Here is a 24,902-nt window from a genome sequence, read left to right as displayed (position 1 = left end):
TCCGAGCCAGAAGAGCGAATCATCAGCAATATTGATTTTTCCCGAGAAGTCTCATTTTCAAGGACAGAGAGCACAACAGCCTTCGAAATGACTTTCAGAAAACGACCGGAATAGACGGTAAAAACAGGAATACTCTTACACTACGAGGGGAAAAAAGCGGAACACAAAGAAAAAGACCAACGGCCCCGTCAAAGGGGCCGTGGCTGCCGCCGAAGACTCAGCGGTGATACTGCGCGGAAAACTCGTGCACGGCGTTGATGAAAGCGCCGGCATGCTCCGGATCGACTTCCGGGGTGATGCCGTGGCCCAGGTTGAAGACATGGCCTGAGCCCTCGCCGTAGCTGGCGAGGATCCGCGCCACTTCGGCACGGATGGCTTCGGGCTTGGCGTACAGCACGGTCGGGTCCATGTTGCCCTGCAGGGCGACCTTGCCGCCGACCCGGCGCCGGGCGTCGCCCAGGTCGCAGGTCCAGTCCAGGCCCAGCGCGTCGGCACCGGCCTCGGCAATGCTTTCCAGCCACAGGCCACCGTTCTTGGTGAACAGGATGACCGGCACCTTGCGCCCTTCGTGCTCGCGGATCAGGCCGCTGACGATCTTGCGCATGTAGGCCAGGGAGAACGCCTGGTAGGCCGCCGCCGACAGGCTGCCGCCCCAGGTGTCGAAGATCTGCACCGCCTGGGCACCGGCCAGGATCTGCCCGTTGAGGTAGGCGGTGACCGCCTGCGCCAGCTTGTCCAGCAGCAGGTGCAGGGCCTGCGGGTTGTCGTAGAGCATGGCCTTGGTCTTGCGGAAGTCTTTCGACGAACCGCCTTCGACCATGTAGGTCGCCAGGGTCCAGGGGCTGCCCGAGAAGCCGATCAGTGGTACCCGGCCGTCGAGTTCACGGCGGATGGTGCTCACCGCGTCCATGACGTAGCCCAGGTCCTTCTGCGGATCGGGGATCGGCAGCGCCTCGATGTCGGCCAGGTTGTCGATGACCTTTCTGAAGCGCGGCCCCTCGCCGGTTTCGAAATACAGGCCCTGGCCCATGGCATCGGGGATGGTCAGGATATCGGAAAACAGGATCGCGGCATCCAGGCCCGGGTAGCGGTCCAGGGGCTGCAGGGTGACTTCGCAGGCGAACGACGGGTTCATGCACAAGCTCATGAAATCGCCGGCCTTGGCGCGACTGGCGCGGTATTCCGGCAGGTAGCGACCGGCCTGACGCATCATCCATACGGGAGTGACGTCAACGGGTTGCTTGAGCAGGGCACGCAGGAAACGGTCGTTCTTCAGGGCAGTCATGTCGGCATCCGGAGAAAAAGTGCGGGCATTTTCTCAGAGCTCAACGCAAAAGGCACGGCGAGAGCCGTGCCTTTTGTCTATCGGGTCAATTTGTCGCGGTGTAGATCAGAGACCGAGGTAGTCGAGGATACCCTCGGCGGCGTTGCGGCCTTCGAAAATTGCCGTTACCACCAGGTCGGAACCCCGCACCATGTCGCCACCGGCGAAGATCTTCGGGTTGCTGGTCTGGTGCTTGAACTGGCCCTTTTCCGGAGCGACCACACGGCCCTGGCTGTCGGTCTGGATACCGAACTGCTCGAACCAGGGTGCCGGGCTCGGACGGAAACCGAAGGCGATGACCACGGCGTCGGCCGGAATGATCTCTTCGGAGCCCGGAATCGGCTCGGGGCTGCGACGGCCACGGGCATCCGGCTCGCCGAGACGGGTCTCGACCACCTTCACACCTTCGACCTTGTCTTCACCGACGATCGCGATCGGCTGGCGGTTGTAGAGGAACTTCACGCCTTCTTCCTTGGCGTTCTTCACCTCCTTGCGCGAGCCGGGCATGTTCGCCTCGTCACGCCGGTAGGCACAAGTCACGGCCTTGGCGCCCTGGCGGATCGAGGTGCGGTTGCAGTCCATCGCGGTGTCGCCACCACCGAGTACCACGACCTTCTTGCCCTTCATGTCGACGAAGTCTTCCGGCGACTTTTCGAAGCCCAGGTTGCGGTTGACGTTGGCGATCAGGAAGTCCAGGGCGTCATGCACGCCTGGCAGGTCCTCGCCGGCAAAGCCGCCCTTCATGTAGGTGTAGGTGCCCATGCCCATGAAGACCGCATCGTACTCGGCGAGCAGTTGCTCCATGGTCACGTCCTTGCCCACCTCGGTGTTGAGACGGAACTCGATGCCCATGCCGGTGAAGACTTCGCGACGATTGCTCAGCACGGTCTTTTCCAGCTTGAACTCGGGAATGCCGAAGGTCAGCAGACCACCGATTTCCGGGTTCTTGTCGAACACCACCGGGGTCACCCCGCCGCGCACCAGCACGTCGGCGCAGCCCAGGCCCGCCGGGCCCGCACCGATGATCGCGACGCGCTTGCCGGTCGGCTTGACCTTGGACATGTCCGGACGCCAGCCCATGGCGAAGGCGGTATCGGTGATGTACTTCTCCACCGAACCGATGGTCACCGCGCCGAAACCGTCGTTGAGGGTGCAGGCCCCCTCGCACAGGCGATCCTGCGGGCAGACCCGGCCGCAGACTTCCGGCAGGGTGTTGGTCTGGTGGGACAACTCGGCCGCGGCCAGGATATTGCCTTCGGCCACCAGCTTCAGCCAGTTGGGGATGAAGTTGTGGACCGGGCATTTCCATTCGCAGTACGGGTTGCCGCAACCCAGGCAGCGGTGGGCCTGGTCGGCCGACTGCTGGGGTTTGAAGGGCTCGTAGATTTCCACGAACTCTTTCTTGCGTTGACGCAACAGTTTCTTCTTCGGATCCTTGCGCCCGACATCGATGAACTGGAAGTCGTTACTCAGACGTTCAGCCATTACAAAAACCTCATCAAACTCTTCAGGCGCATCACTGCGGGTTGGCACGGGTGCTGGACAACAGCGACTTCAGGCTGGCTGCCTTCGGCTTGACCAGCCAGAAGCGCCGCAGGTAGTCATCCAGGTTCTCGGCGAGGTTACGACCCCATTCGCTGTCGGTCTCCTCGACGTACTCGTCCAGCACGTTCTGCAGGTGGCTGCGATAGGCTTCCATCGCTTCACCGCTGATCCGCTGGATTTCCACCAGCTCGTGGTTCACCTTGTCGACGAAGGTATTGTCCTGGTCCAGCACGTAGGCGAAACCGCCGGTCATGCCCGAACCGAAGTTGTAGCCGGTCTTGCCCAGTACACAGACGAAACCGCCGGTCATGTATTCGCAGCAGTGGTCGCCAGTGCCTTCCACCACGGCGTGGGCGCCGGAGTTACGCACGGCGAAACGCTCGCCCGCGGTGCCGGCGGCGAACAGCTTGCCGCCCGTGGCGCCGTACAGGCAGGTGTTGCCGACGATGGCACTGTCCTGGGTGCGATAGGCGCTGCCCTTGGGCGGCACGATCACCAGCTTGCCGCCGGTCATGCCCTTGCCGACGTAGTCGTTGGCGTCGCCTTCGAGGTACAGGTTCAGGCCACCGGCGTTCCACACGCCGAAGCTCTGCCCGGCCGTGCCCTTGAAGCGGAAGGTGATCGGCGCCTTGGCCATGCCCTGGTTGCCGTGGACCCGGGCGATTTCGCCGGAGATCCGCGCACCGATGGAACGGTCGCAGTTGCAGATGTCCAGGTCGAACTCGGCACCGCTCAGGTCGTTGATCGCAGGCCGGGCCATTTCCACCATCTTCTCGGCCAGCAGGCCCTGGTCGAATGGCGGGTTGCGGTCGACCTGGCAGAACTGCGGCTTGTCCGCAGGCACATGATCGCTGCCCAGCAGCGGGGTCAGGTCCAGGTGGTGCTGCTTGGCGGTCTGGCCTTCGATGACGTCCAGCAGGTCGGTACGCCCGATCAGTTCCTCGAGGCTGCGCACGCCCAGCTTCGCCAGCCACTCACGGGTCTCCTCGGCGACGTAGGTGAAGAAATTCACCACCATGTCGACGGTACCGATGTAGTGGTCCTTGCGCAGCTTGTCGTTCTGGGTCGCCACGCCAGTGGCGCAGTTGTTCAGGTGGCAGATACGCAGATACTTGCAACCCAGGGCGATCATCGGCGCGGTGCCGAAGCCGAAGCTCTCGGCGCCGAGGATGGCCGCCTTGATCACGTCGAGGCCGGTTTTCAGGCCGCCGTCGGTCTGCACCCGGACCTTGCCGCGCAGGTCGTTGCCGCGCAGGGTCTGGTGGGTTTCGGCCAGGCCGAGTTCCCATGGTGCGCCCGCGTACTTGATCGAGGTCAGTGGCGAAGCACCGGTACCGCCGTCATAGCCGGAGATGGTGATCAGGTCGGCATAGGCCTTCGCCACACCGGCGGCGATGGTGCCGACGCCGGCTTCCGCCACCAGTTTCACCGAGACCAGCGCCTGCGGGTTGACCTGCTTGAGGTCGAAAATCAGCTGCGACAGGTCTTCGATCGAGTAGATGTCATGGTGCGGCGGAGGCGAGATCAGGGTCACGCCCGGTACCGCATAACGCAGCTTGGCGATCAGGCCGTTGACCTTGCCGCCAGGCAGTTGGCCGCCCTCACCGGGCTTGGCGCCCTGGGCCACCTTGATCTGCAGCACTTCGGCGTTGACCAGGTATTCCGGGGTCACGCCGAAACGGCCGGTCGCCACCTGCTTGATCTTCGAGCTCTTGATGGTGCCGTAGCGCGATGGATCTTCGCCGCCCTCACCCGAGTTGGAGCGTGCGCCGAGGCGGTTCATCGCCTCGGCCAGGGCCTCGTGGGCCTCCGGCGACAGGGCACCGAGGGAGATACCCGCCGAGTCGAAGCGCTTGAGGATCGCCTCCAGCGGCTCGACCTCGTCGAGGCTCAGCGGCTGGTCGAGGGTCCTGACCTTGAGCAGGTCGCGAATCATCGACACCGGACGGTTGTCCACCAGCGCGGTGTATTCCTTGAACTTGGCGTAGTCGCCCTGCTGCACGGCAGCCTGCAGGGTATTGACCACATCCGGGTTGTAGGCGTGGTATTCGCCGCCGTAGACGAACTTCAGCAGGCCGCCCTGCTGGATCGGCTTGCGTGCGCTCCAGGCTTCGGCGGCCAGCAGCTTCTGCTCGGCTTCGAGGTCGACGAAACGGGCGCCCTTGATCCGGCTCGGCACGCCACGGAAGCTCAGGTTGACCACTTCCTCGGACAGGCCGATGGCTTCGAACAACTGCGCGCCACGGTACGAGGCGATGGTCGAAATGCCCATCTTCGAGAGGATCTTGAGCAGGCCCTTGGTGATGCCCTTGCGATAGTTCTTGAAGACTTCGTAGAGATCGCCCAGCACTTCGCCGGTGCGGATCAGGTCACCCAGCACTTCGTAGGCCAGGAACGGATAGACCGCCGAGGCACCGAAACCGATCAGCACCGCGAAGTGATGCGGGTCACGGGCGGTCGCGGTTTCGACCAGGATGTTGCTGTCGCAGCGCAGGCCCTTCTCGGTCAGGCGATGGTGCACCGCACCGGTGGCCAGGGACGCGTGCACCGGCAGCTTGCCCGGGGCGATATGACGGTCGCTGAGGACGATCTGGGTACGCCCGGCACGCACGGCTTCCTCGGCCTGGTCGGCGATGTTGCGCACGGCCGCTTCCAGGCCGACGCTCTCCTCGTAGTTCAGGTCGATGATCTGGCGCTCGAAGCCCGGACGTTCCAGGTTCATCAACGAGCGCCACTTGGCCGGCGAAATCACCGGCGAGCTGAGGATCACCCGCGAGGCGTGTTCCGGCGACTCTTCGAAGATGTTGCGCTCGGCACCGAGGCAGATCTCCAGCGACATGACGATCGCTTCGCGCAGCGGGTCGATCGGCGGGTTGGTCACCTGGGCGAACTGCTGGCGGAAGTAATCGTACGGCGTGCGCACACGCTGGGACAGCACGGCCATCGGCGTGTCGTCGCCCATCGAGCCGACCGCTTCGTAGCCCTGCTCGCCCAACGGGCGCAGCACCTGGTCACGCTCCTCGAAGGTGACCTGGTACATCTTCATGTACTGCTTGAGCTGCTCGACGTTGTAGAACGCCGAACCATGGTCGTTGTCTTCCATGGTCGCCTGGATCCGCAGGGCGTGCTTGCGCAGCCATTGCTTGTACGGATGGCGCGACTTCAGGCGGTTGTCGATCGAATCGGTGTCGAGGATCTGCCCGGTCTCGGTATCCACGGCAAAGATCTGCCCCGGGCCGACGCGGCCCTTGGCGATGACGTCTTCCGGCTGGTAGTTCCACACGCCGATTTCCGACGCCAGGGTGATGTAGCCGTTCTTGGTGGTGACCCAGCGCGCCGGGCGCAGGCCGTTGCGGTCGAGCAGGCAGACCGCGTGGCGACCTTCGGTCATCACGACGCCCGCCGGGCCGTCCCAGGGCTCCATGTGCATGGAGTTGAATTCGTAGAACGCGCGCAGGTCGGCGTCCATGGTCTCGACGTTCTGCCACGCTGGCGGAATCAGCATGCGCACGCCGCGGAACAGGTCGATACCGCCGGTCACCATCAGCTCCAGCATGTTGTCCATGCTCGAAGAGTCGGAACCGACACGGTTGACCAGCGGGCCCAACTCGTCGAGATCGGGGATCAGGTCGTTGGCGAACTTGGTGCGACGAGCCAGGGCCCAGTTGCGGTTGCCGGTGATGGTGTTGATCTCGCCGTTGTGCGCCAGGAAGCGGAACGGTTGCGCCAGCGGCCATTTCGGCAGGGTGTTGGTCGAGAAACGCTGGTGGAACACGCAGATGGCGGTCTTGAGCGTCGGGTCACCGAGGTCCGGATAGAAGGCGGCGAGATCCGCCGGCATCATCAGGCCCTTGTAGATGATGGTCTTGTGGGAAAAGCTGCAGATGTAGTGATCGGTATCGGCGGCGTTGGCCACCGACGAACGACGACGGGCGCTGAACAGCTTGATGGCGAACGCCTGGTCGCTCAGGCCTTCACCGCCGATGAATACCTGCTCGATCTGCGGCAGACGCTCCAGGGCCAGGCGGCCGAGGACGCTGGTATCGATCGGCACCTTGCGCCAGCCCACAAGTTGCAGGCCGGCCGCGAGGATTTCGCGATTCATGTTTTCGCGCGCGGCTTCGGCTTTGACCGGGTCCTGGTTGAAGAACACCATGCCCACCGCATATTGCTTGGGCAGATCGCTACCGAATTGCGATTTTGCGACAGCACGCAGGAACTGGTCGGGCTTCTGGATCAGAAGGCCGCAACCGTCACCGGTCTTGCCATCGGCGTTGATCCCACCACGGTGGGTCATGCAGGTCAGGGCCTCGATGGCCGTCTGCAACAGGTGATGACTGGGTTCGCCTTGCATGTGGGCAATCAGGCCGAAACCGCAGTTATCCTTGAATTCATCTGGTTGGTACAGACCTGCTTTCATAGACACTTTCTCACCAGGCTGCCTCTCAACGAGGCAAATTTCTTTTCAATTCAACCGCTTACCATCCACGCCGAACGTACGCCGACTTTGTAGGGGCAAAAGGGAGGTCATTGTACACACCGACACAGACGCCCACAAATTTAGCGACGAAATGTCGAAAATTCGTGTCGCATTTATGAAAGGTTTAAAACGATCTTTCGTGCTAGTCAAAGATTTTTTGAATTTTGACCGCTACGACTCAAATCTACCGTGACGCAGACACCACAAGGCACGCAGCTTTGCGGGCTGCGCGCCGAGGTGGAAATTTTGAGGTGCTGGAAAGGCGACCTGGGTAAGGCCGCCGAATCATCAGCGAGTTGTGGCGAGGTCCTGTTGGACGCTGGCGACAGTGCGAGGCCAAGGTTTACCAGCCTGAACCTTCGCTGGCAAGGCCTTGATAGCGCTTACCGCTGCATCGCGGCTGGCGAAGCTACCATAGGTGATCACATAAAGCGGCTTGCCGTTGAGCACTTTCTTGAAATAACGGTACTCGCCGCCCTGCTCCTTGATGAAGTTCTGGGCAGTGGCTTCGGAGCTGGTGCCCAGGATCTGCACCACGTAGTGGCCCGGAGCCTGGCCTGCATACCAGCTACTGCCGGCAGCCGGCTTGGCCGCTGCCGCAACGGGCTTCTCGACCGGTTTCTCGGCCTTGGCCACCGGCTTGGCGGCCGGTACCGGTACGGGCGTCTGCGCAGGCTTGGCGGCTGGAGCGGCCGGCTTGGCCGTGGCCACCTGGGTGGGCGCCGGCGTCGGACGAGCCGGGGTCGGCGCAGGACCTGCCGGCACGCCCAGCGGTGGCGCGGTCGTGGTCACCGTTGGAGGCTGCGCTACGCCACCCTCCACCGCCGGAGCACCGCCGTCGTCGCCTTCCGGCATGCCACCGGCCGCTTCGGCCAACGGGCCGCGCATCACCGGCTGCGACTGGCCGACCAACGGCAGCGGCATCGGTTGCGAATTGCCGGCGAATTCGACCGACGGACCACTGCCCGGCTTCGGCGCCTGTCCCAACGGCAGCTGGGCCTGCTCGCTCGGCGCGCCGGCGGTTACCGGCGCCTTGCTGCGACCAGAACTCATCCAGGCCGCAGCGATCGCGACCACCACCACGCCGGACAACGCCAACACGTATTTCTTTGACATCTTGAACCCCATACTTGGTCGCTTGACCGCGGAGCGGCTGGCAATCATGGCTTCGATCATTGCGTCGCGGGCCACCTGGTTGATGTTGCCAGGCCAGCCTTCGGCGCTTTCGTGAATCTCAGTGATCTGCTCAGCGGAAAAAAGTTCTATCCCCTGCCCCGCACCTTCCAGGCGCTGGGCCAGGTATTCGCGCGTTTCCTCTTCCGTGTAGGGTTGCAGCTCGATCACGTGAAAACGCTCTTCCTGCGCACTGTGCGGCTCCAGGGCGGCAATCAGCGACGACTCGCCAAACAGGAAGACATGTGGCCGGCCTTCCGGCGCACCAGCGGCCAGGGCCAGCAACGCCTCGATCGCCGAATCGTCCAGTTGCTCGGCATCATCGACCAGCAGATAGACCTCCTGGCCGGTGAGCGCCAGCTGCACCACCTGCGCCAGGATCGAGGATACGTCGGCTTCGGCCACGTTCAGGGCCTGGGCGATCTGGTACAGCACACCAGCCGCATCGCCGGCGCCACGGGCGGAAACCACCACGCTCTGCACCGACTGCTTGTTGGTGCTGGCCACCAGCGCCTGGCGCAGCAGGGTCTTGCCGCTGCCCAGCGGGCCGGTCACCACCAGCAGCAACTGGCTGTAGCGCGCCAGGTGATGCAACTGCCCCAGCACCGGCTTGCGCTGGGCCGGGAAAAACTTGAAGCCAGGCACCCGTGGAGCGAAAGGATCGTGACTCAACTGATAATGGCCGAGGAAAGCCTCGTCGGCATGCAAACTAGTCATCGGAATCTAATCAACCTTTAAGCTGAGCCAAGGCGCGGTAGTCCGCCCCCAGCGTGGCCTGTAGAACCTCTTTCGGATAATCGTCGGTCACTACGGCTTCGCCCATGCGGCGCAACAGCACCAGGCGCATGCGACCGTCGATCACTTTCTTGTCAACTGCCATGTGTTCGAGAAAATCGGCTTCGGTCATTTCCTCCGGGGGAATGACCGGCAAGCCTGCGCGCTGGAACAGGCGAATACCGCGATCGCGCTCGGCCTCGGTGATCCAGCCCAGGCGCGCCGACATTTCCAGCGCCATGACCGTGCCCGCCGCCACCGCTTCACCGTGCAGCCAGACGCCATAGCCCATGTGGGTTTCGATGGCATGGCCAAAGGTGTGCCCGAGGTTGAGCGTGGCACGCACGCCGGACTCGCGCTCATCGGCACCGACCACGGCCGCCTTGGCCGCGCAGGAACGCTCGATGGCCACGGTCAGGGCCGCCTGGTCCAGGCTACGCAGGGCATCGACATGCTCCTCCAGCCAGGTCAGGAATGGCTCGTCGCAGATGAGCCCGTACTTGATGACCTCCGCCAGGCCCGCCGACAGTTCCCGGGCCGGCAACGTCCTGAGGCTCGCGGTATCGATCAGCACCGCATTCGGCTGATAGAACGCACCCACCATGTTCTTGCCCAGCGGATGGTTGATACCGGTCTTGCCGCCCACCGACGAATCGACCTGCGACAACAAGGTAGTCGGAACCTGGATAAAGTCCACCCCGCGCTGATAACAGGCCGCGGCGAAACCGGCCATGTCACCGATTACCCCGCCACCCAGGGCGATGAGGGTGGTGCGGCGATCGTGACGGGCTTTCAGCAGGCCGTCGAAGATCAGTTGCAGGGTTTCCCAGTTCTTGAAGGCTTCGCCGTCGGGCAGCACCACCGAGATCACCGAATAGGCCGCCAGGCTGCGAGTCAGGCGCTCGAGATAGAGCGGCGCGACGGTTTCGTTGGAGACGATTGCGACTTGCCGACCGGCAATGTACGGCGTCAGTAGCTCGGGCTGGTCCAGCAACCCCTCGCCAATGTGAATCGGGTAGCTACGCTCGCCAAGATCGACCTTAAGTGTCTGCATGTGTCCCCACAGTGAAGATGGACGCGGGCGTCCAGTCCCAGGATTAACGATTGTTGGCGGCGTCCGTTTCCGGCGCGGCCCGATGGCCTTGAGCCATGACCGCGGGCGGGCATGGCGGGCGTCGAGAATAGCGCATTTCCTCGCCTGCTTTAACGGGGAGGTAGCTGCTGCAAGCGCTCCAGGATGTCCAGTACGACCATGCGTGGTGGCCGCTCATCGGTTTCCACCACCAGATCGGCGATTTCCCGATACAGCGGATCACGGATCGCCAGCAGGTCGCGCAGGGTCTTCGCCGGGTCGGCGGTACGCAGCAGCGGCCGGTTGCGGTCGCGGGCGGTACGCCCGACCTGCTGCTCCACCGAGGCATGCAGGTAGACCACCCGGCCGCCGGCATGCAGTGCCTGGCGGTTTTCATCGCGCATCACCGCGCCACCGCCCGTCGCCAGCACCACGCCGTCGCTGGCACACAACTCGGCGATCATGGCCTGCTCGCGATCACGGAAGCCTGGCTCGCCTTCCTTGTCGAAGATCCACGGGATATTCGCGCCGGTGCGCAATTCAATTTCCTTGTCGGAATCCTTGAACGGCAGACGCAACTCTTTGGCCAGCAAACGACCTATGGTGCTCTTTCCAGCACCCATAGGCCCAACAAGAATCAAATTTCGCACAGAATCAACGACTCACAGCAATCGCCTGGTTATTCATGATACGCGGAGTCAGGAATACCAGCAGCTCGGATTTTGCTTCCGAGACGATGTCCCGACGGAAAAGGCGCCCAACATACGGCACATCGCCCAGAAATGGCACCTTCTCTTCGGTTTTGCTCTGAGTATTGGAGAATACGCCGCCGATCACCACGGTCTCACCGTCGTTGACCAGCACCTTGGCGTTGACTTCGTTCTTCTTGATCGGCGGTACGTTGTTGAGCACGTTCTGGTAGTCCGGCTCATCCTTGGTGACCTTCACTTCCATGATGATCCGGTTGTCCGGAGTGATCTGCGGCGTGACCTCCAGCGACAGCGACGCCTCCTTGAAGGACACCGAGGTGGCACCGCTGGAACTCGATTCCTGGTACGGGATTTCCGTGCCCTTGAGGATCTTCGCGGTTTCCTTGTCGGACGTGACCACCTTGGGCTGCGACACGACCTCACCGTTGCCGGTCTTCTCCATCGCGCTCAGTTCCAGGTCGAGAATGGTGTTGTCGGTGACGAAGCCGATACCGATACCGGAGGTCGCCGAAGTCGCTCCCAGGTCGACGAACGGCGTGCTGGCGCTCTGGCCGGTCAGCCGGCTCAGGGTCGGCGAACCGCCATTGGTCTTCCAGTTGCCACCGGAAATGCTGCCGCCCCAGCGAGCACCCAGTTGCTTGTCGTAGCCGACGTTGGCTTCGACGATACGCGCCTCGATCATCACCTGGCGCACCGGGATGTCCAACTGCGCAACGATCCGCCGCAATTCGTCGAGGCGCTCCTGGGTCTGGTAGGCAATGATGTTGTTGGTACGCTCGTCCACGGTGATCGAGCCACGCTCGTCGCCCTTGCTCTCGGCGCTGGTCACCGACTGGAACAGCTTGGCGATATCCGCGGCCTTGGCATAGTTGACCTGCAGCAGCTCGCGGCGCAGCGGCGCCAGTTCGGCGATCTGCTTCTGCGACTCGAGTTCCTGGCGCTCACGCGCGGCGATCTCGTCCGCCGGCGCCACCAGCAGTACGTTGCCGATCTTGCGCTTGTCCAGGCCCTTGGTCTTGAGCACCAGGTCCAGCGCCTGGTCCCACGGCACGTTCTGCAGGCGCAGGGTGATCCCGCCCTGCACCGTGTCGCTGGCCACCAGGTTCAGGTTGGTGAAGTCGGCGATCAGTTGCAGCACCGAACGGACGTCGATGTCCTGGAAGTTCAGCGAAAGCTTTTCGCCGCTGTAGACAAAACGCTCGGCGTTGCGTCGCTGAATGTCATCGACGGTCAGCGGACGGACACTGATGGTCAGCTTGTTGTCGGTCTGGTAGGTCGAATAATCGAAGGCACCGCCCGGCTCGATGGAAATGCTCGCGCGGTCGGCGCCAGCCGTGGCATTGACGTACTGCACCGGCGTGGCGAAGTCCTTCACGTCCAGGCGCACGCGCAGGGACTCCGGCAATTGGGTGCGCGGGAAGTCCACGCTGATCTTGCCGCCCTTTTCCTGGATATCCGGGCTGATGGAAGGATCGGAAAGCTCGATGACCACATTGCCTTCGCCCTGCTCGCCACGCTGGAAGTCGACGCTGCGAATGGCCTTGCCCACCGGCGCATAGGCCTTGGGCGCCAGCCGCGCCGGTTGCGCGGCGGCAGCCACCGGCCGGCTGCCGGCCGCCGGACTGGCAACCGCGGGCGCCGCGCCCTGGCCGACCACGACGAACAGGTTGTTGCCATCGACCCGGGTGCTGTAGGGCGCCAGTTTGGTCAGGTTGATGATCAGCCGGGTGCGATCCTTGGCCTCGACCACGGTCACGCTGCGCGCGTTGCCCACGCCCAGGTCGCGAGTCCGGGCGGTCAACTGGCTGGCCACCCCGGTCAGGTCCAGGGCAATCCGCGCCGGCTGCTCGGTGGTATAGCCGTGCGGAGCCGGGGGAGCGCTGTCGAAGGCCAGCTTGATCTCGACCCGATCCCCAGGCAGCGCCGCCACGTCGAGGGTCTTGAGATTGGCAGCGAACACCATCGGCGACACCACCGCCATCCATAGCGAAAGGCCGAGGGCGCAAAGGATCCTGTTCATATCGAGTTCCACTATGAGTGCTCTTTCAAGGGGATGGTGCGAGGTCGTTCCAGCCAGCCGCCTTCGCCGTCCGGAACGATCTCGATCACTTCGACCTGGGAATCGGTGATGGCCACGATACGGCCCTCGTTGCGTCCCAGGTAATCGCCCACCTTCAATCGATGAACACCACCGGCCCCGCGCAACAGGGCGTAGGTACCGCTGGCGTTGGAAAGGGTGCCCACCATCTCGAACTGCTCGATGTTGAAGCCTTCGAGGAATTGTTTGGTCCGGTTCGGATCCGGCTTGACCTCGCGCGAGCCCTTCTGGCGATTCACCAGGTCGATCTTGACCGGCGGCTGGAACGGACTGCGCAGCGACGCCGCGCTGTAGGTGAACGTTTCGTAGGACTGGAACTTGGGCGTCGGCTCGATGTTGCCGGCCGGCCGCGCGCGCACCTCGCGCATGTAGGCATCCAGGTCGCTGAAGTCATTGCCACCGCCACAACCGGCCAGCAACAGGGTCAGCAACCCCACGCACAACCCGCGCAAGCCGATCATTTCTGCAGCCCCTTGTCGTTGTAGCGATAGGTCTTGGCGAGAATGTTCATGCGCAGCTTGTTGCCGTTGCCCTCGGTCACCGGCCTGATCTCGAAGTCATGCAGGGTGACGATGCGCGGCAGGCTGGCCACGCCGCTGACGAAGGTGGCCAGGTCGTGATAGGCGCCGGTGACGGTGATCTGGATCGGCAGCTCGATATAGAACTGCTGCGCCACTTCCGGCAACAGCTTGATCTCCTCGAACTCCAGTCCGCTGCCGAGCCCGGTACGCGTGATGTCTTCCAGCAGCCCCGGCACTTCGGTGTCGCTGGGCAGTTGCTTGAGCAGTGCGCCGAAGGAGGCCTCCATGTCGAGCATCTGCTGGGTATAGGCCTCGAGGTTCGCCGCCAGGTGCGCCTTGGTCGCGAACTGCTCCTTGAGAGTGACCTCGCTGGCCCGCTGCTGGTCCAGTTGCCCGGTCAGGTCCTGGATATAAACCACGTAGCCCAACGCCAGCACCAACACCGCGACAATCACCCCACAGAACACCTTGACCGCAGCCGGCCAGGAGCCGATGTTCTGCATGTCGAGATCGGCGATGTCGATCTTGCGCAGGCTCTCCAGCCGTTCGGAAATATTCATTTGGCTGCCCCCGAAACCGGAGGCTGGGTCTGGCGCACGCTCAACTGGAAGACGTTGGCCTGATCCACCGTGCCACTGGTGGTCGCCTTGACCTCGGTCAGGCTGGGGGCCTCGAGCCAGTCGGAGGCATCGAGATTGCGCATCAGGTCCGAGACACGGTTGTTGGACTCCGCCGCACCGGTGATCGCGATGGTTTTACCGGTCATTTTCACGTCCGTGAAATACACGCCATCGGGCAGAGTCCGCGTCAGTTGATCGAAGATCCGCCCGCTGATCGAGCGGTTGCCCTGCAGGTCCTGGATGATCTTCATGCGTTCGATCAACTGCTGGCGACGGGCTTTCAAGTCGCTGATCTGCTTGATCCGCGAGTCGAGCTGGGCGATTTCCTTGCTCACATAGGCATTGCGTGCAACCTGGTGATCGATGGAATGGCTGATGTACTGGTCGGCGATCAGGACGATACCGACCGAAATCACCAGCACTCCGACCAGGGCCGTCAGGAAGCGTTTGCGTCGCTCTTCACGCAGTTGTTCACGCCAGGGCAGAAGGTTGATCCGCGCCATCAGTCAAAACTCCTCAACGCCAGGCCACAGGCGATCATCAGGGCTGGCGCATCGCTGGCCAGTGCCCCGGCATTGACCTTGCTGCTCAACGCCATGTCGGCGAAAGGGTTGGCGACCATGGTCGGCGTGCCCAGCCGCTGCTGGATCAGGTGATCGAGCCCGGCAATGGACGCGGTGCCGCCGGCCAGCAGGATGTAGTCGACATCGTTGTACTGGCCCGAGGCGAAGAAGAACTGCAGGGAGCGCGACACCTGCTGGACCAGGGCATCCTTGAACGGCTGCAGGACCTCGACGACATAATCGTCGGGCAGGCCGCCCTGCTTCTTCGCCAGCCCCGCCTCCTCGTTGGAAAGGCCATAGCGCCGCTGGATTTCCTCGGTAAGCTGGCGTCCGCCGAACAATTGCTCGCGGGTATAGATGATGCGCCCGTTATGCAGGACGCTGAGGGTGGTCATGGTCGCACCGATATCGACCACCGCGACCGTCAGCTTGTCGTGGTCGATGGCCAACTGGGACGCCAGCAGGCCAAAGGAGCGCTCCAGCGCATAAGCCTCGACATCGACCACCCGGGCATCGAGCCCGGCCAGGCCGAGGGCCGCCTCGCGCACCTCGACGTTTTCTTTCCGACAGGCGGCCAACAGCACCTCGACCCGCTCGGGGTTGCGCGCCGAATACCCCTGGACCTCGAAGTCGATGGCGACTTCCTCCAGCGGATAGGGAATGTACTGGTCGGCTTCGATCTTGAGCTGGCTCTCCATGTCGTCATCGGAGAGCCCGGCATCCATTTCGATGGTCTTGGTGATGACCGCGGAACCGGCCACCGCCACCGCGGCTTCGCGTGCACTGGTCCGGGCCTTGAGCAGCACTCGCGTCAGGGCCTGGCCGACGCCTTCGAGTTCGGCAATGTTCTTCTCGACCACGGCATTGGGCGGCAGCGGTTCCACGGCATAGGACTCGACCCGATATCGATTGCCCGAGCGGCTCAATTCGAGGAGCTTGACCGAGGTGGAACTGATGTCTATGCCCAGGAGCGAATGCGCTTTTTTGCCGAAGAGTCCAAGCACTACCGATTCCCTATTACTATCCGCGACTTACGGACCCTTTATGATGAAGGGCATTTAATAGCAGTCTTGACATAAGCGCAAATGACGCTCAAGGCCAAAAATGCTTATAATGCCCCACGCTTTTCTCCGAGTCGTCGAACCAGCGCTTGCCGTGAATCTAGCCTGACGCCCAACTCATTCTTTTATCTGGAAATCCACAAGCCTTGATTCGTCTGCTGAAGTTTTTCGGGTGGTCTTTCGTCGCCATATTCTGCGGGCTGCTGCTCGTCCTGAGCGGCGCGTTTCTCTATCTTAGTCCGGGCCTGCCGTCCGTGGAGGCCCTGCGAAGCATCCAGTTGCAGATTCCACTGCGGGTCTACACCAGTGATGGCAAGCTGATAGCCGAATTTGGTGAAATGCGTCGCTCTCCCATTCGCTTCGCCGACATCCCCCCGAACTTCATCAACGCCCTGCTCAGTGCCGAAGACGACAACTTCGCCAACCACTATGGCGTCGACCCCAGCAGCCTGATGCGCGCCGCGACCCAACTGGTCAAGAGCGGCCATATCCAGTCCGGCGGCAGCACCATCACCATGCAGGTGGCGAAGAACTTCTTCCTGTCCAGTGAGCGTAGCTTCTCGCGCAAGACCAATGAAATTCTCCTGGCCCTGCAGATCGAGCGGCAACTGACCAAGGACGAAATCCTCGAGCTGTACGTGAACAAGATCTACCTCGGTAACCGTGCCTACGGTATCGAAGCCGCATCGCAGGTTTATTACGGCAAGTCGATCCGCGACATCAGCCTGGCCCAGATGGCCACGATCGCCGGCCTGCCCAAGGCACCGTCGCGCTTCAACCCGCTGGCCAACCCGGTACGGGCCAAGGAGCGCCGCGACTGGATCCTCGGCCGCATGTACAAGCTGGGCAAGATCGACGAGGCTGCCTACCAGGCCGCTCTCGCCGAGCCGATGAACGCCAGCTACCACGTGCCGACACCGGAAGTGAACGCGCCGTACATCGCCGAGATGGCCCGCGCCGAAATGGTCGGCCGCTACGGCAGCGACGCCTACACCGAAGGTTTCCGCGTCACCACCACGGTACCGAGCAACCTGCAGGAACTGGCCAACCATGCGGTTCAGGAAGGCCTGATCACCTACGACCAGCGCCACGGCTACCGCGGCCCCGAGTCGCGCCTGCCGGGCAAGACCCGCGAGGCCTGGAACCTCGAGCTGAGCAAGCAGCGCACCATCAGCGGGCTTGAGCCGGCGATCGTTACCCAGGTGGACAAGAACGCCCTGCACGTATTGACCCGCAACGGCATCGAGAGCGTGGCCTGGGACACCATGAAGTGGGCCCGCCCCTACCTGAACACCAACAGCATCGGCGCGGCACCGAAACAACCTGCCGACGTCGCCCAGGTCGGCGACCTGATCCGCGTGCAGCGCCAGGCCGACAACAGCCTCAAGTTCAGCCAGATCCCGGCCGCACAGAGCGCGCTGGTCTCGCTCGACCCGCAGAACGGCGCCATTCGCGCCCTGGTCGGCGGCTTCGCCTTCGAGCAGAGCAACTACAACCGCGCCATGCAGGCCAAGCGCCAGCCGGGTTCGAGCTTCAAGCCGTTCATCTACAGCGCAGCCCTGGACAACGGCTACACCCCGGCCAGCCTGGTCAACGACGCGCCGATCGTGTTCGTCGACGAATACCTGGACAAGGTCTGGCGGCCGAAGAACGACACCAACACCTTCCTCGGCCCGATCCGCCTGCGCGAAGCGCTGTACAAGTCGCGCAACCTGGTCTCGATCCGCCTGCTGCAGAGCCTGGGCGTCGACAAGACCATCGACTACATCGCCCGGTTCGGCTTCAACAAGCAGGACCTGCCGCGCAACCTGTCCCTGGCCCTGGGTACCGCAACCCTGACGCCGATGGAAATCGCCACCGGCTGGAGCACCTTTGCCAACGGCGGCTACAAGATCACGCCATACCTGATCGACAAGATCGAAAGCCGCAACGGCGAGACCCTGTTCGTCGCCAACCCGCCGAGCGTGCCCACCGGCATGGCGGCCAGCAGCGGTATCGCCGCACCGAGCCATTCGACCTTCACCATCAACGGCACCAGCGAAGGACCGGCGCCTGCCGCCCAGGCACCGGCGGTCGCCGAGCGTATCGTCGACGGACGCACCACCTACATCCTCAACAGCATGCTCGAGGACGTGATCAAGCTCGGCACCGGCCGCCGCGCCCTGGCCCTGGGCCGCAGCGACCTGGCGGGCAAGACCGGTACCACCAACGAATCCAAGGATGCCTGGTTCAGCGGCTACAACGCCGACTACGTGACCACGGTCTGGACCGGCTTCGACCAGCCGGAAAGCCTTGGCCGCCGCGAGTTCGGCGGCACGGTGGCGCTGCCGATCTGGATGGACTACATGGGTGCCGCGCTCAAGGACAAGCCGCCACACACCCAGGCCGAGCCGGAAGGTATCCTCAGCCTGCGGGTCGACCCGGTCAGCGGCCGTGCAGCGGTACCGGGCACGCCGAACGCCTACTTCGAGCTGTTCAAGAGCGAGGACACGCCGCCATCGGTCAATGAGCTGGGCACGGGTGGCAGTGCCCCGGCAGCCCGCTGCCGGCGGACGAGTCGGCACCGATCGACCTGTTCTGATCTGGGACAAAACCGCGGCGCTGCCTTCGCGGGCAAGCCCGGCTCCTACAGTTTCGTGTCGTACACGCCCCCGTGTGCAGCACAGGCCTGTAGGAGCGTGGCTTGCCCGCGAATGGCCTGCGCAACTCTCACGCTTATCCCGACCACGAACAAAAAAGCCCCGACTCATCCGAGCCGGGGCTTTTCATGTGACGCTACAGCGGCTTAGCCGTTGAACACGTCATCCACGCTTTTCAGCGGGTAGTGCTTCGGATACGGCAGGGTCGCCACGCCGGTCTCGATCGCGGCCTTGGCCACGGCATCGGAGATCACGGTGATCAGACGGGCGTCCAGCGGCTTCGGAATGATGTACTCACGACCGAATGCCAGCGAGTCAACACCATAGGCCTCGCACACTTCCTTCGGCACCGGCAGCTTGGCCAGATCCTTCAGGGCGTTGGCTGCGGCGATTTTCATTTCCTCGTTGATGCGCTTGGCGCGAACGTCCAGGGCACCACGGAAGATAAACGGGAAGCCCAGCACGTTGTTGACCTGGTTCGGGAAGTCCGAACGACCGGTGGCCATGATCACGTCGCTACGGGTGGCATGGGCCAGCGCCGGGGCGATTTCCGGATCCGGGTTCGAGCAGGCGAACACGATCGGGTTGGCCGCCATGGACTTCAGGCCTTCAGCGCTCAGCAGGTTCGGGCCGGACAGACCGACGAACACGTCAGCGCCTTCCAGGGCATCGGCCAGGGTGCGCTTGTCGGTCGCGTGGGCGAAGACCGCCTTGTACTGGTTCAGGTCGTCACGGCCGGAGTGGATCACGCCGCTACGGTCGATCATGTAGATGTTCTCGATCTTCGCACCCATGCTGACCAGCAGCTTCATGCAGGAGATCGCGGCAGCGCCGGCGCCCAGGCAGACGATCTTCGCTTCCGGCAGGGTCTTGCCGGCGATTTCCAGAGCGTTGATCATGCCGGCCGCGGTAACGATTGCGGTACCGTGCTGGTCATCGTGGAACACCGGGATGTCGCACTGCTCGATCAGGGCGCGCTCGATCTCGAAGCACTCGGGTGCCTTGATGTCTTCCAGGTTGATGCCACCGAAGGTGATGGAGATGCGCTTGACGGTGTCAATGAAGGCTTGTGGGCTTTCCGAGTCGACTTCGATGTCGAACACGTCGATACCGGCGAAACGCTTGAACAGTACGCCCTTGCCTTCCATGACCGGCTTGGAGGCCAATGGGCCGAGGTTACCCAGGCCGAGGATCGCGGTGCCATCGGAAATGACCGCAACCAGGTTGCCCTTGCCAGTGTACTTGTAGGCCAGTTCGGGATCGCGGCCGATTTCACGTACGGGCTCGGCAACGCCAGGGCTGTAGGCCAGCGACAGGTCGCGGGCGGTGGCGGTGGCTTTGGTGAGCTCGACGCTCAGCTTCCCCGGACGAGGATTGGCATGATATTCGAGAGCGGCAGTTTTCAAATCTGACATGTGGGCATTCCGCTTTTTACTGTGGGACAGACGGACCGCCGAGGATACGCGTGTCGCAAAGTCCTCACAAGACTGACCGGTCACCCGTGTCAAGGGTCGCAACCTACGACTTTGGCCCAAGAGCCACGGAATACAAGGCGCAAACTGTTCACAATCGAGATGAAAAATGTCTACACTTTTTCTCGAAAGGCTCTTACAAAGACCTGGTATCACTTCAAGAATAGCAGTCGCCACGCCCCCGCCCTGACGCCGGCCAACCTTGCGCCCACAAAAAAGGCGCTCACAAGGAGCGCCTTCTTCATCAGCGTGGAACAGCCATTCAGGCTGCCCAGTAAAAAGGCCTCAGGCCTTTTTCGCGCCGAATGCACCGAAACGATCGGCGAACTTCTGAACGCGGCCGCCGGTGTCCAGAGTCTTCTGCTTACCGGTGTAGAACGGGTGGCACTCGTTGCATACGTCGATTGCCAGAGGCTTGGCGAAGGTCGAACGGGTTTCGAACTTGTTGCCGCAGCTGCAGGTAACGGCAACTGCTGGGTATTCTGGATGAACGTCTGGTTTCATGGTGACTTCCTCGGCTAGCGTGCCGCCGCCCAACACTATTGTTGAACACCGCACGTAATTTAGCCGGCGATAATACCACCCTTGCAGAATGAAGCAAGCTGTCACCGGCACCAGTCGTCTGCTAGGCTCCCGCCCTTCTCATCGCCATTACCCGGGATAACCGCGTGTCCGAAGCCATTCTGCGCCTCGCCCTGCCCTCGCCCCTGCGCCGCCTGTTCGACTACCGGGCGCCCAAGGGAGTGCCGCGTAACGCGCTGCACCCCGGCATGCGGCTGCGGGTGCCATTCGGGCGGCGGGAAATGATCGGCATTCTGGTGGAAGTGGCCGAGCACAGCGAAGTCCCGGCGGACAAGCTCAAGCCGGCACTGGCCCTGCTCGACACCACGCCACCGCTGCCGCCGGCGCTGTTCCGGCTGTGCCTGTGGACCGCCCAGTATTACCAGCACAGCCTCGGCGACACCCTGAGCTGGGCCCTGCCGGTGCTGCTGCGCCAGGGCGAGCCGGCCGAGGCGCGCCAGGAGCGTTTCTGGTCGATGGCACCGGGCGCGCGCCTCGACGACCCACGGATCGCCCGGGCACCCCGCCAGCGCGAGGCCCTGGCCACCCTGGCGCAGCACCCCCACGGCGTGGCACACCAACTGCTGGGCAAACTGCAACTGAGCAAGGACAGCCTCGACCTGCTGCTGGCCAAGGAACTGGTGCAGGTGGAAATCCGCAGGCACGCCCCCGGCGAGCGCCACGAGCACTGGCTGGCGCAACCGGAACTGCCGCTCAACGAGGAACAACGTGCCGCCTGCACGGCAATCCGTGCCGGCTTCGACAGCTTTCACGCCTTCCTGCTGGCCGGCGTCACCGGCAGCGGCAAGACCGAAGTCTACCTGCAACTGATCCGCGAAACCCTGGAGGCCGGCAAGCAGGCCCTGGTGCTGATCCCGGAGATCAACCTCGGTCCACAGACCCTGGCGCGCTTCGAGCAGCGCTTCAACGCCCGGATCGCCTTGCTGCACTCCGCCGTCAACGATCGCGAACGTCTGGATGCCTGGCTCGCCGCCCGCGACGGCGAAGCCGACATCATCATCGGCACCCGCTCGGCGCTGTTCACACCGATGAAGAACCCCGGGCTGATCATCATCGATGAAGAGCACGACGGCTCCTATAAACAGCAGGAAGGCCTGCGCTACCACGCCCGCGATCTGGCCCTGGTCCGCGCCCGCCAGGAAAACATCCCGATCGTGCTGGGCTCGGCCACCCCGTCACTGGAAAGCCTGCACAACGCCCATATCGGCCGCTACGGCCTGCTGCGCCTGACCCAACGCGCCGGCGGCGCCAAGGAACCGCGTTTCCTGCGCCTGGACGTGAAAAGCCGCCCACTGGACAGCGGCATCTCCGGGCCGATGCAGCAGGCCATCGGCCAGACGCTCGCGGCCGGCCAGCAGGTGCTGGTATTCCTCAACCGCCGTGGCTTCGCGCCCACGCTGTTGTGTCACGACTGCGGCTGGATGTCCGAATGCTCGCGCTGCGATGCACGCATGACCGTACACCAGCGCTATGGCGAACTGCGTTGCCATCATTGCGGTAACGTCGAACGGGTACCGCGCAATTGCCCACAATGCGGCAAGGTCGACCTGCGCCCGGTCGGTGCCGGGACCGAGCGGGCCGAAGAGCGCCTGGCGATCCTGTTCCCCGACTACCCGGTGTTGCGGGTCGACCGCGACAGCACGTCGCGCAAGGACGCGATGAACCAGCTGTTCACCACCATCCAGAAAGGCCAGCCGTGCATCCTGGTCGGCACGCAGATGCTTGCCAAGGGCCATCACTTCCCACGGGTGACCCTGGTTTCGATCCTCGATGCCGATGGCGGCCTGTTTTCCGGTGACTTCCGCGCCAGCGAACGCATGGCCCAACTGATCGTCCAGGTCGCGGGCCGTGCCGGGCGGGCGGAAGAGCCGGGCAAGGTGATCATCCAGACCCACATGGCGGATCATCCGTTGCTGGTGCAGTTGACCGAACAGGGTTACTTCGCCTTCGCCGAACAGGCCCTGAGCGAGCGCCGCGCCGCCGGCCTGCCGCCGTTCGCGCACCTGGCCCTGCTGCGTGCCGAAGCCCACAAGCCAGGCCAGGCGGAAGGTTTCCTCGATGAAGCCTGCAGCGAGGCGGAACGCCTGCTGGGTGAGATGGAGCTGGGTGGCATCGAGCTGTTGGGGCCGGTACCGGCACCGATGGAGCGCCGTGCCGGGCGTTTCCGCGCGCAATTGCTGCTGCAGGCCAACGCCCGCGCGCCGCTGCATCGCCTGTTGAGCCATTGGCTGCTGGTGCTGGAACAGATGCCGGGTGGGCGGCAGGTCAGGTGGTCGCTGGATGTCGATCCGGTGGACCTCTATTGATCGCGAGATCCTCTTCGCGGGCAAGCCACGCTCCTACAGGACGGAGTCGAACACAAATCTTGTGTACGCCACGGCCCCGTAGGAGCGTGGCTTGCCCGCGAAAGGGCCTCCAGCAACACCGCAAGTCCGCAACCTGTTGGCAAGCTCGCCCCGGCAACGGATAATATCCAGTTTTTCCACCTGCGCCTTGGGCGCCGCCGCGCTCGCGGTCGAAAGAGAAGACCATGAAAGACACCATTCGCCAGCTGATCCAGCAAGCCCTCACCCAACTCGTCAACGAAGGTGTGTTGCCTGAAGGCCTGACGCCGGCGATCCAGGTCGAGAACACCCGCGACAAGACCCATGGCGATTTCGCCAGCAACATCGCGATGATGCTGGCCAAGCCTGCCGGCCTGAAGCCCCGCGACCTGGCGGAAAAGCTGATCGCCGCCCTGCCGGTCGATGAAAACGTCAGCAAGGCCGAGATCGCCGGCCCCGGCTTCATCAATTTCTTCCAGAACACCCAGGCCCTGGCCTCGCGCCTGGACGCCGCCCTGGCCGACGCCCGCCTCGGCGTGCGCAAGGCCGGCGCGGCCCAGCGCACCGTGGTCGACCTGTCGGCACCGAACCTGGCCAAGGAAATGCACGTCGGCCACCTGCGCTCGACCATCATCGGCGATGGCGTGGCGCGGGTCCTGGAGTTCCTCGGCGACACCGTGATCCGGCAGAACCACGTCGGCGACTGGGGCACCCAGTTCGGCATGCTGATGGCCTATCTGCAGGAAAACCCCATCACCAGCGACGAGCTGTCGGACCTGGAGAACTTCTACCGCGCCGCCAAGCAGCGCTTCGACGAGTCGTCCGAGTTCGCCGACCGCGCCCGCGGCCTGGTGGTCAAGCTGCAGGCCGGCGATGCCGAGTGCCTGGCGCTGTGGACCCGCTTCAAGGACATCTCGCTGTCCCACTGCCAGAAGATCTATGAGTTGCTCAACGTCAAGCTGACCATGGCCGACGTCATGGGTGAAAGCGCCTACAACGACGACCTGATCAACGTGGTCAACGACCTCAAGGCCGCCGGCATGCTGGTCGAGAGCAACGGCGCCCAGTGCGTGTTCCTCGACGAGTTCAAGAACGCCGAAGGCGAGCCGCTGCCGGTGATCATCGTCAAGGCCGATGGCGGCTACCTCTACGCCACCACCGACCTGGCCGCCGTGCGCTACCGCAGCCGCCAGCTCAAGGCCGACCGCGCGCTGTACTTCGTCGACCAGCGCCAGGCCCTGCACTTCCAGCAGGTGTTCGCCGTGGCCCGCAAGGCCGGCTTCGTGACCCATCCGATGGAAATGGAGCACATGGGCTTCGGCACCATGAACGGCGCCGACGGCCGTCCGTTCAAGACCCGCGACGGCGGCACGGTCAAGCTGATCGACCTGCTGACCGAAGCCCGCGAGCGCGCCTACAACCTGGTCAAGGAAAAGAACCCGGACCTGGCCGAAGCCGAACTGCGCGAGATCGCCCGGGTCGTGGGTATCGGCGCAGTGAAGTACGCCGACCTGTCCAAGCACCGCACCAGCGACTACAGCTTCAACTTCGACCTGATGCTGAATTTCGAAGGCAACACCGCACCGTACCTGCTGTACGCCTACACCCGCGTGTCCGGCGTATTCCGCAAGCTGGGCAAGGACTTCAGCGAAGTCGACGGGCAGATCGTCCTCGAAGCCGCCCACGAGCAGGAACTGGCGGCGAAGCTGGCGCAGTTCTCGGAAGTGCTCAATAGCGTTGCCGAGAAGGGCACGCCGCACATCCTCTGCACCTACCTGTACGATGTCGCCGGCCTGTTCTCCAGCTTCTACGAGAACTGCCCGATCCTCGGCGCCGATACCCCGGCCCGCATGCAGAGCCGCCTGCGCCTGGCGGCGCTGAGCGGTCGTACCCTAAAGCAAGGCCTGGAGCTGCTGGGCCTGGAAACCCTGGAGCGCATGTAAG

At 63.4% G+C, this 24,902-nt stretch carries 15 protein-coding genes and 1 pseudogene; 3 read left to right on the top strand and 13 right to left on the bottom strand.

Annotation, left to right across the window (positions count from 1 at the left end; all coding sequences use genetic code 11):
- Positions 1-217 precede the first annotated feature (217 nt).
- The 11 genes from hemE to ACZ5KU_RS01975 form a co-directional block, all read right to left on the bottom strand.
- A complete protein-coding gene (gene hemE, locus ACZ5KU_RS02025) occupies positions 218-1,285 on the bottom strand; it encodes a uroporphyrinogen decarboxylase (protein WP_054059808.1) in 1,068 nt (355 codons plus the stop codon).
- A 105-nt stretch (positions 1,286-1,390) separates the two neighbouring features.
- Positions 1,391-2,809 carry an FAD-dependent oxidoreductase gene (locus ACZ5KU_RS02020; protein WP_054059809.1) on the bottom strand — a complete coding sequence of 473 codons (1,419 nt, stop codon included), beginning with the start codon at positions 2,807-2,809 and terminating at the stop codon, positions 1,391-1,393.
- A gap of 31 nt (positions 2,810-2,840) precedes the next feature.
- Positions 2,841-7,289 carry a glutamate synthase large subunit gene (gene gltB, locus ACZ5KU_RS02015; RefSeq protein ID WP_054059810.1) on the bottom strand — a complete coding sequence of 1,483 codons (4,449 nt, stop codon included), beginning with the start codon at positions 7,287-7,289 and terminating at the stop codon, positions 2,841-2,843.
- 348 nt (positions 7,290-7,637) lie between these two features.
- Positions 7,638-9,239, bottom strand: coding sequence for an AAA family ATPase (locus ACZ5KU_RS02010; protein ID WP_416771426.1), 1,602 nt, complete (start codon positions 9,237-9,239; stop codon positions 7,638-7,640).
- Positions 9,240-9,249: 10 nt separating this feature from the next.
- On the bottom strand, positions 9,250-10,350 hold the full coding sequence (gene aroB / locus ACZ5KU_RS02005; protein ID WP_054061336.1) for a 3-dehydroquinate synthase: 1,101 nt from the start codon (positions 10,348-10,350) through the stop codon (positions 9,250-9,252).
- Positions 10,351-10,499: 149 nt separating this feature from the next.
- Positions 10,500-11,018 (bottom strand): shikimate kinase AroK, encoded by a 519-nt coding sequence (aroK, locus tag ACZ5KU_RS02000; RefSeq protein WP_026145113.1) that lies wholly within the window; start codon positions 11,016-11,018, stop codon positions 10,500-10,502.
- Positions 11,019-11,022: 4 nt separating this feature from the next.
- A complete protein-coding gene (gene pilQ / locus ACZ5KU_RS01995; RefSeq protein ID WP_464736776.1) occupies positions 11,023-13,098 on the bottom strand; it encodes a type IV pilus secretin PilQ in 2,076 nt (691 codons plus the stop codon).
- An 11-nt stretch (positions 13,099-13,109) separates the two neighbouring features.
- On the bottom strand, positions 13,110-13,637 hold the full coding sequence (gene pilP, locus ACZ5KU_RS01990) for a type 4a pilus biogenesis lipoprotein PilP (protein ID WP_054059114.1): 528 nt from the start codon (positions 13,635-13,637) through the stop codon (positions 13,110-13,112).
- On the bottom strand, positions 13,634-14,257 hold the full coding sequence (pilO, locus tag ACZ5KU_RS01985; RefSeq protein ID WP_054059113.1) for a type 4a pilus biogenesis protein PilO: 624 nt from the start codon (positions 14,255-14,257) through the stop codon (positions 13,634-13,636). The genes pilP and pilO overlap by 4 nt, the downstream gene beginning before the upstream one ends.
- The gene (locus ACZ5KU_RS01980; RefSeq protein WP_054059112.1) at positions 14,254-14,820 is read right to left on the bottom strand and encodes a PilN domain-containing protein; all 567 of its coding nucleotides are present in this window, start codon (positions 14,818-14,820) and stop codon (positions 14,254-14,256) included. Before ACZ5KU_RS01980 ends, pilO begins: the two co-directional genes overlap by 4 nt.
- Positions 14,820-15,884: a pilus assembly protein PilM gene (locus ACZ5KU_RS01975; RefSeq protein ID WP_054059111.1), complete on the bottom strand. Its 1,065-nt coding sequence runs from the start codon at positions 15,882-15,884 to the stop codon at positions 14,820-14,822. Before ACZ5KU_RS01975 ends, ACZ5KU_RS01980 begins: the two co-directional genes overlap by 1 nt.
- A gap of 206 nt (positions 15,885-16,090) precedes the next feature.
- Between ACZ5KU_RS01975 and ACZ5KU_RS01970 the strand changes: the two are divergent.
- Positions 16,091-18,522: pseudogene (locus ACZ5KU_RS01970) on the top strand (penicillin-binding protein 1A).
- A gap of 204 nt (positions 18,523-18,726) precedes the next feature.
- On the opposite strand, the gene ACZ5KU_RS01965 reads toward ACZ5KU_RS01970, so the two are convergent.
- Both ACZ5KU_RS01965 and rpmE read right to left on the bottom strand, forming a co-directional pair.
- Positions 18,727-19,995 carry a malic enzyme-like NAD(P)-binding protein gene (locus ACZ5KU_RS01965; protein WP_054062076.1) on the bottom strand — a complete coding sequence of 423 codons (1,269 nt, stop codon included), beginning with the start codon at positions 19,993-19,995 and terminating at the stop codon, positions 18,727-18,729.
- 342 nt (positions 19,996-20,337) lie between these two features.
- Complete coding sequence (gene rpmE, locus ACZ5KU_RS01960; protein ID WP_054059108.1) at positions 20,338-20,556, bottom strand: 50S ribosomal protein L31; 219 nt, start codon at positions 20,554-20,556, stop codon at positions 20,338-20,340.
- A gap of 164 nt (positions 20,557-20,720) precedes the next feature.
- Here rpmE and ACZ5KU_RS01955 point away from each other — a divergent pair, with 164 nt between their 5' ends.
- Together ACZ5KU_RS01955 and argS are read left to right on the top strand one after the other, a co-directional pair.
- Positions 20,721-22,940 carry a primosomal protein N' gene (locus tag ACZ5KU_RS01955; RefSeq protein ID WP_464736775.1) on the top strand — a complete coding sequence of 740 codons (2,220 nt, stop codon included), beginning with the start codon at positions 20,721-20,723 and terminating at the stop codon, positions 22,938-22,940.
- A 224-nt stretch (positions 22,941-23,164) separates the two neighbouring features.
- On the top strand, positions 23,165-24,901 hold the full coding sequence (argS, locus tag ACZ5KU_RS01950; protein WP_464736774.1) for an arginine--tRNA ligase: 1,737 nt from the start codon (positions 23,165-23,167) through the stop codon (positions 24,899-24,901).
- Position 24,902: the final 1 nt, after the last annotated feature.

The sequence above is a fragment of the Pseudomonas sp. Tof1 genome (assembly GCF_055390395.1).
The sequence above is the reverse complement of the archived record's forward strand: the minus strand, read 5'-3'. Positions and strand labels throughout refer to the sequence as shown.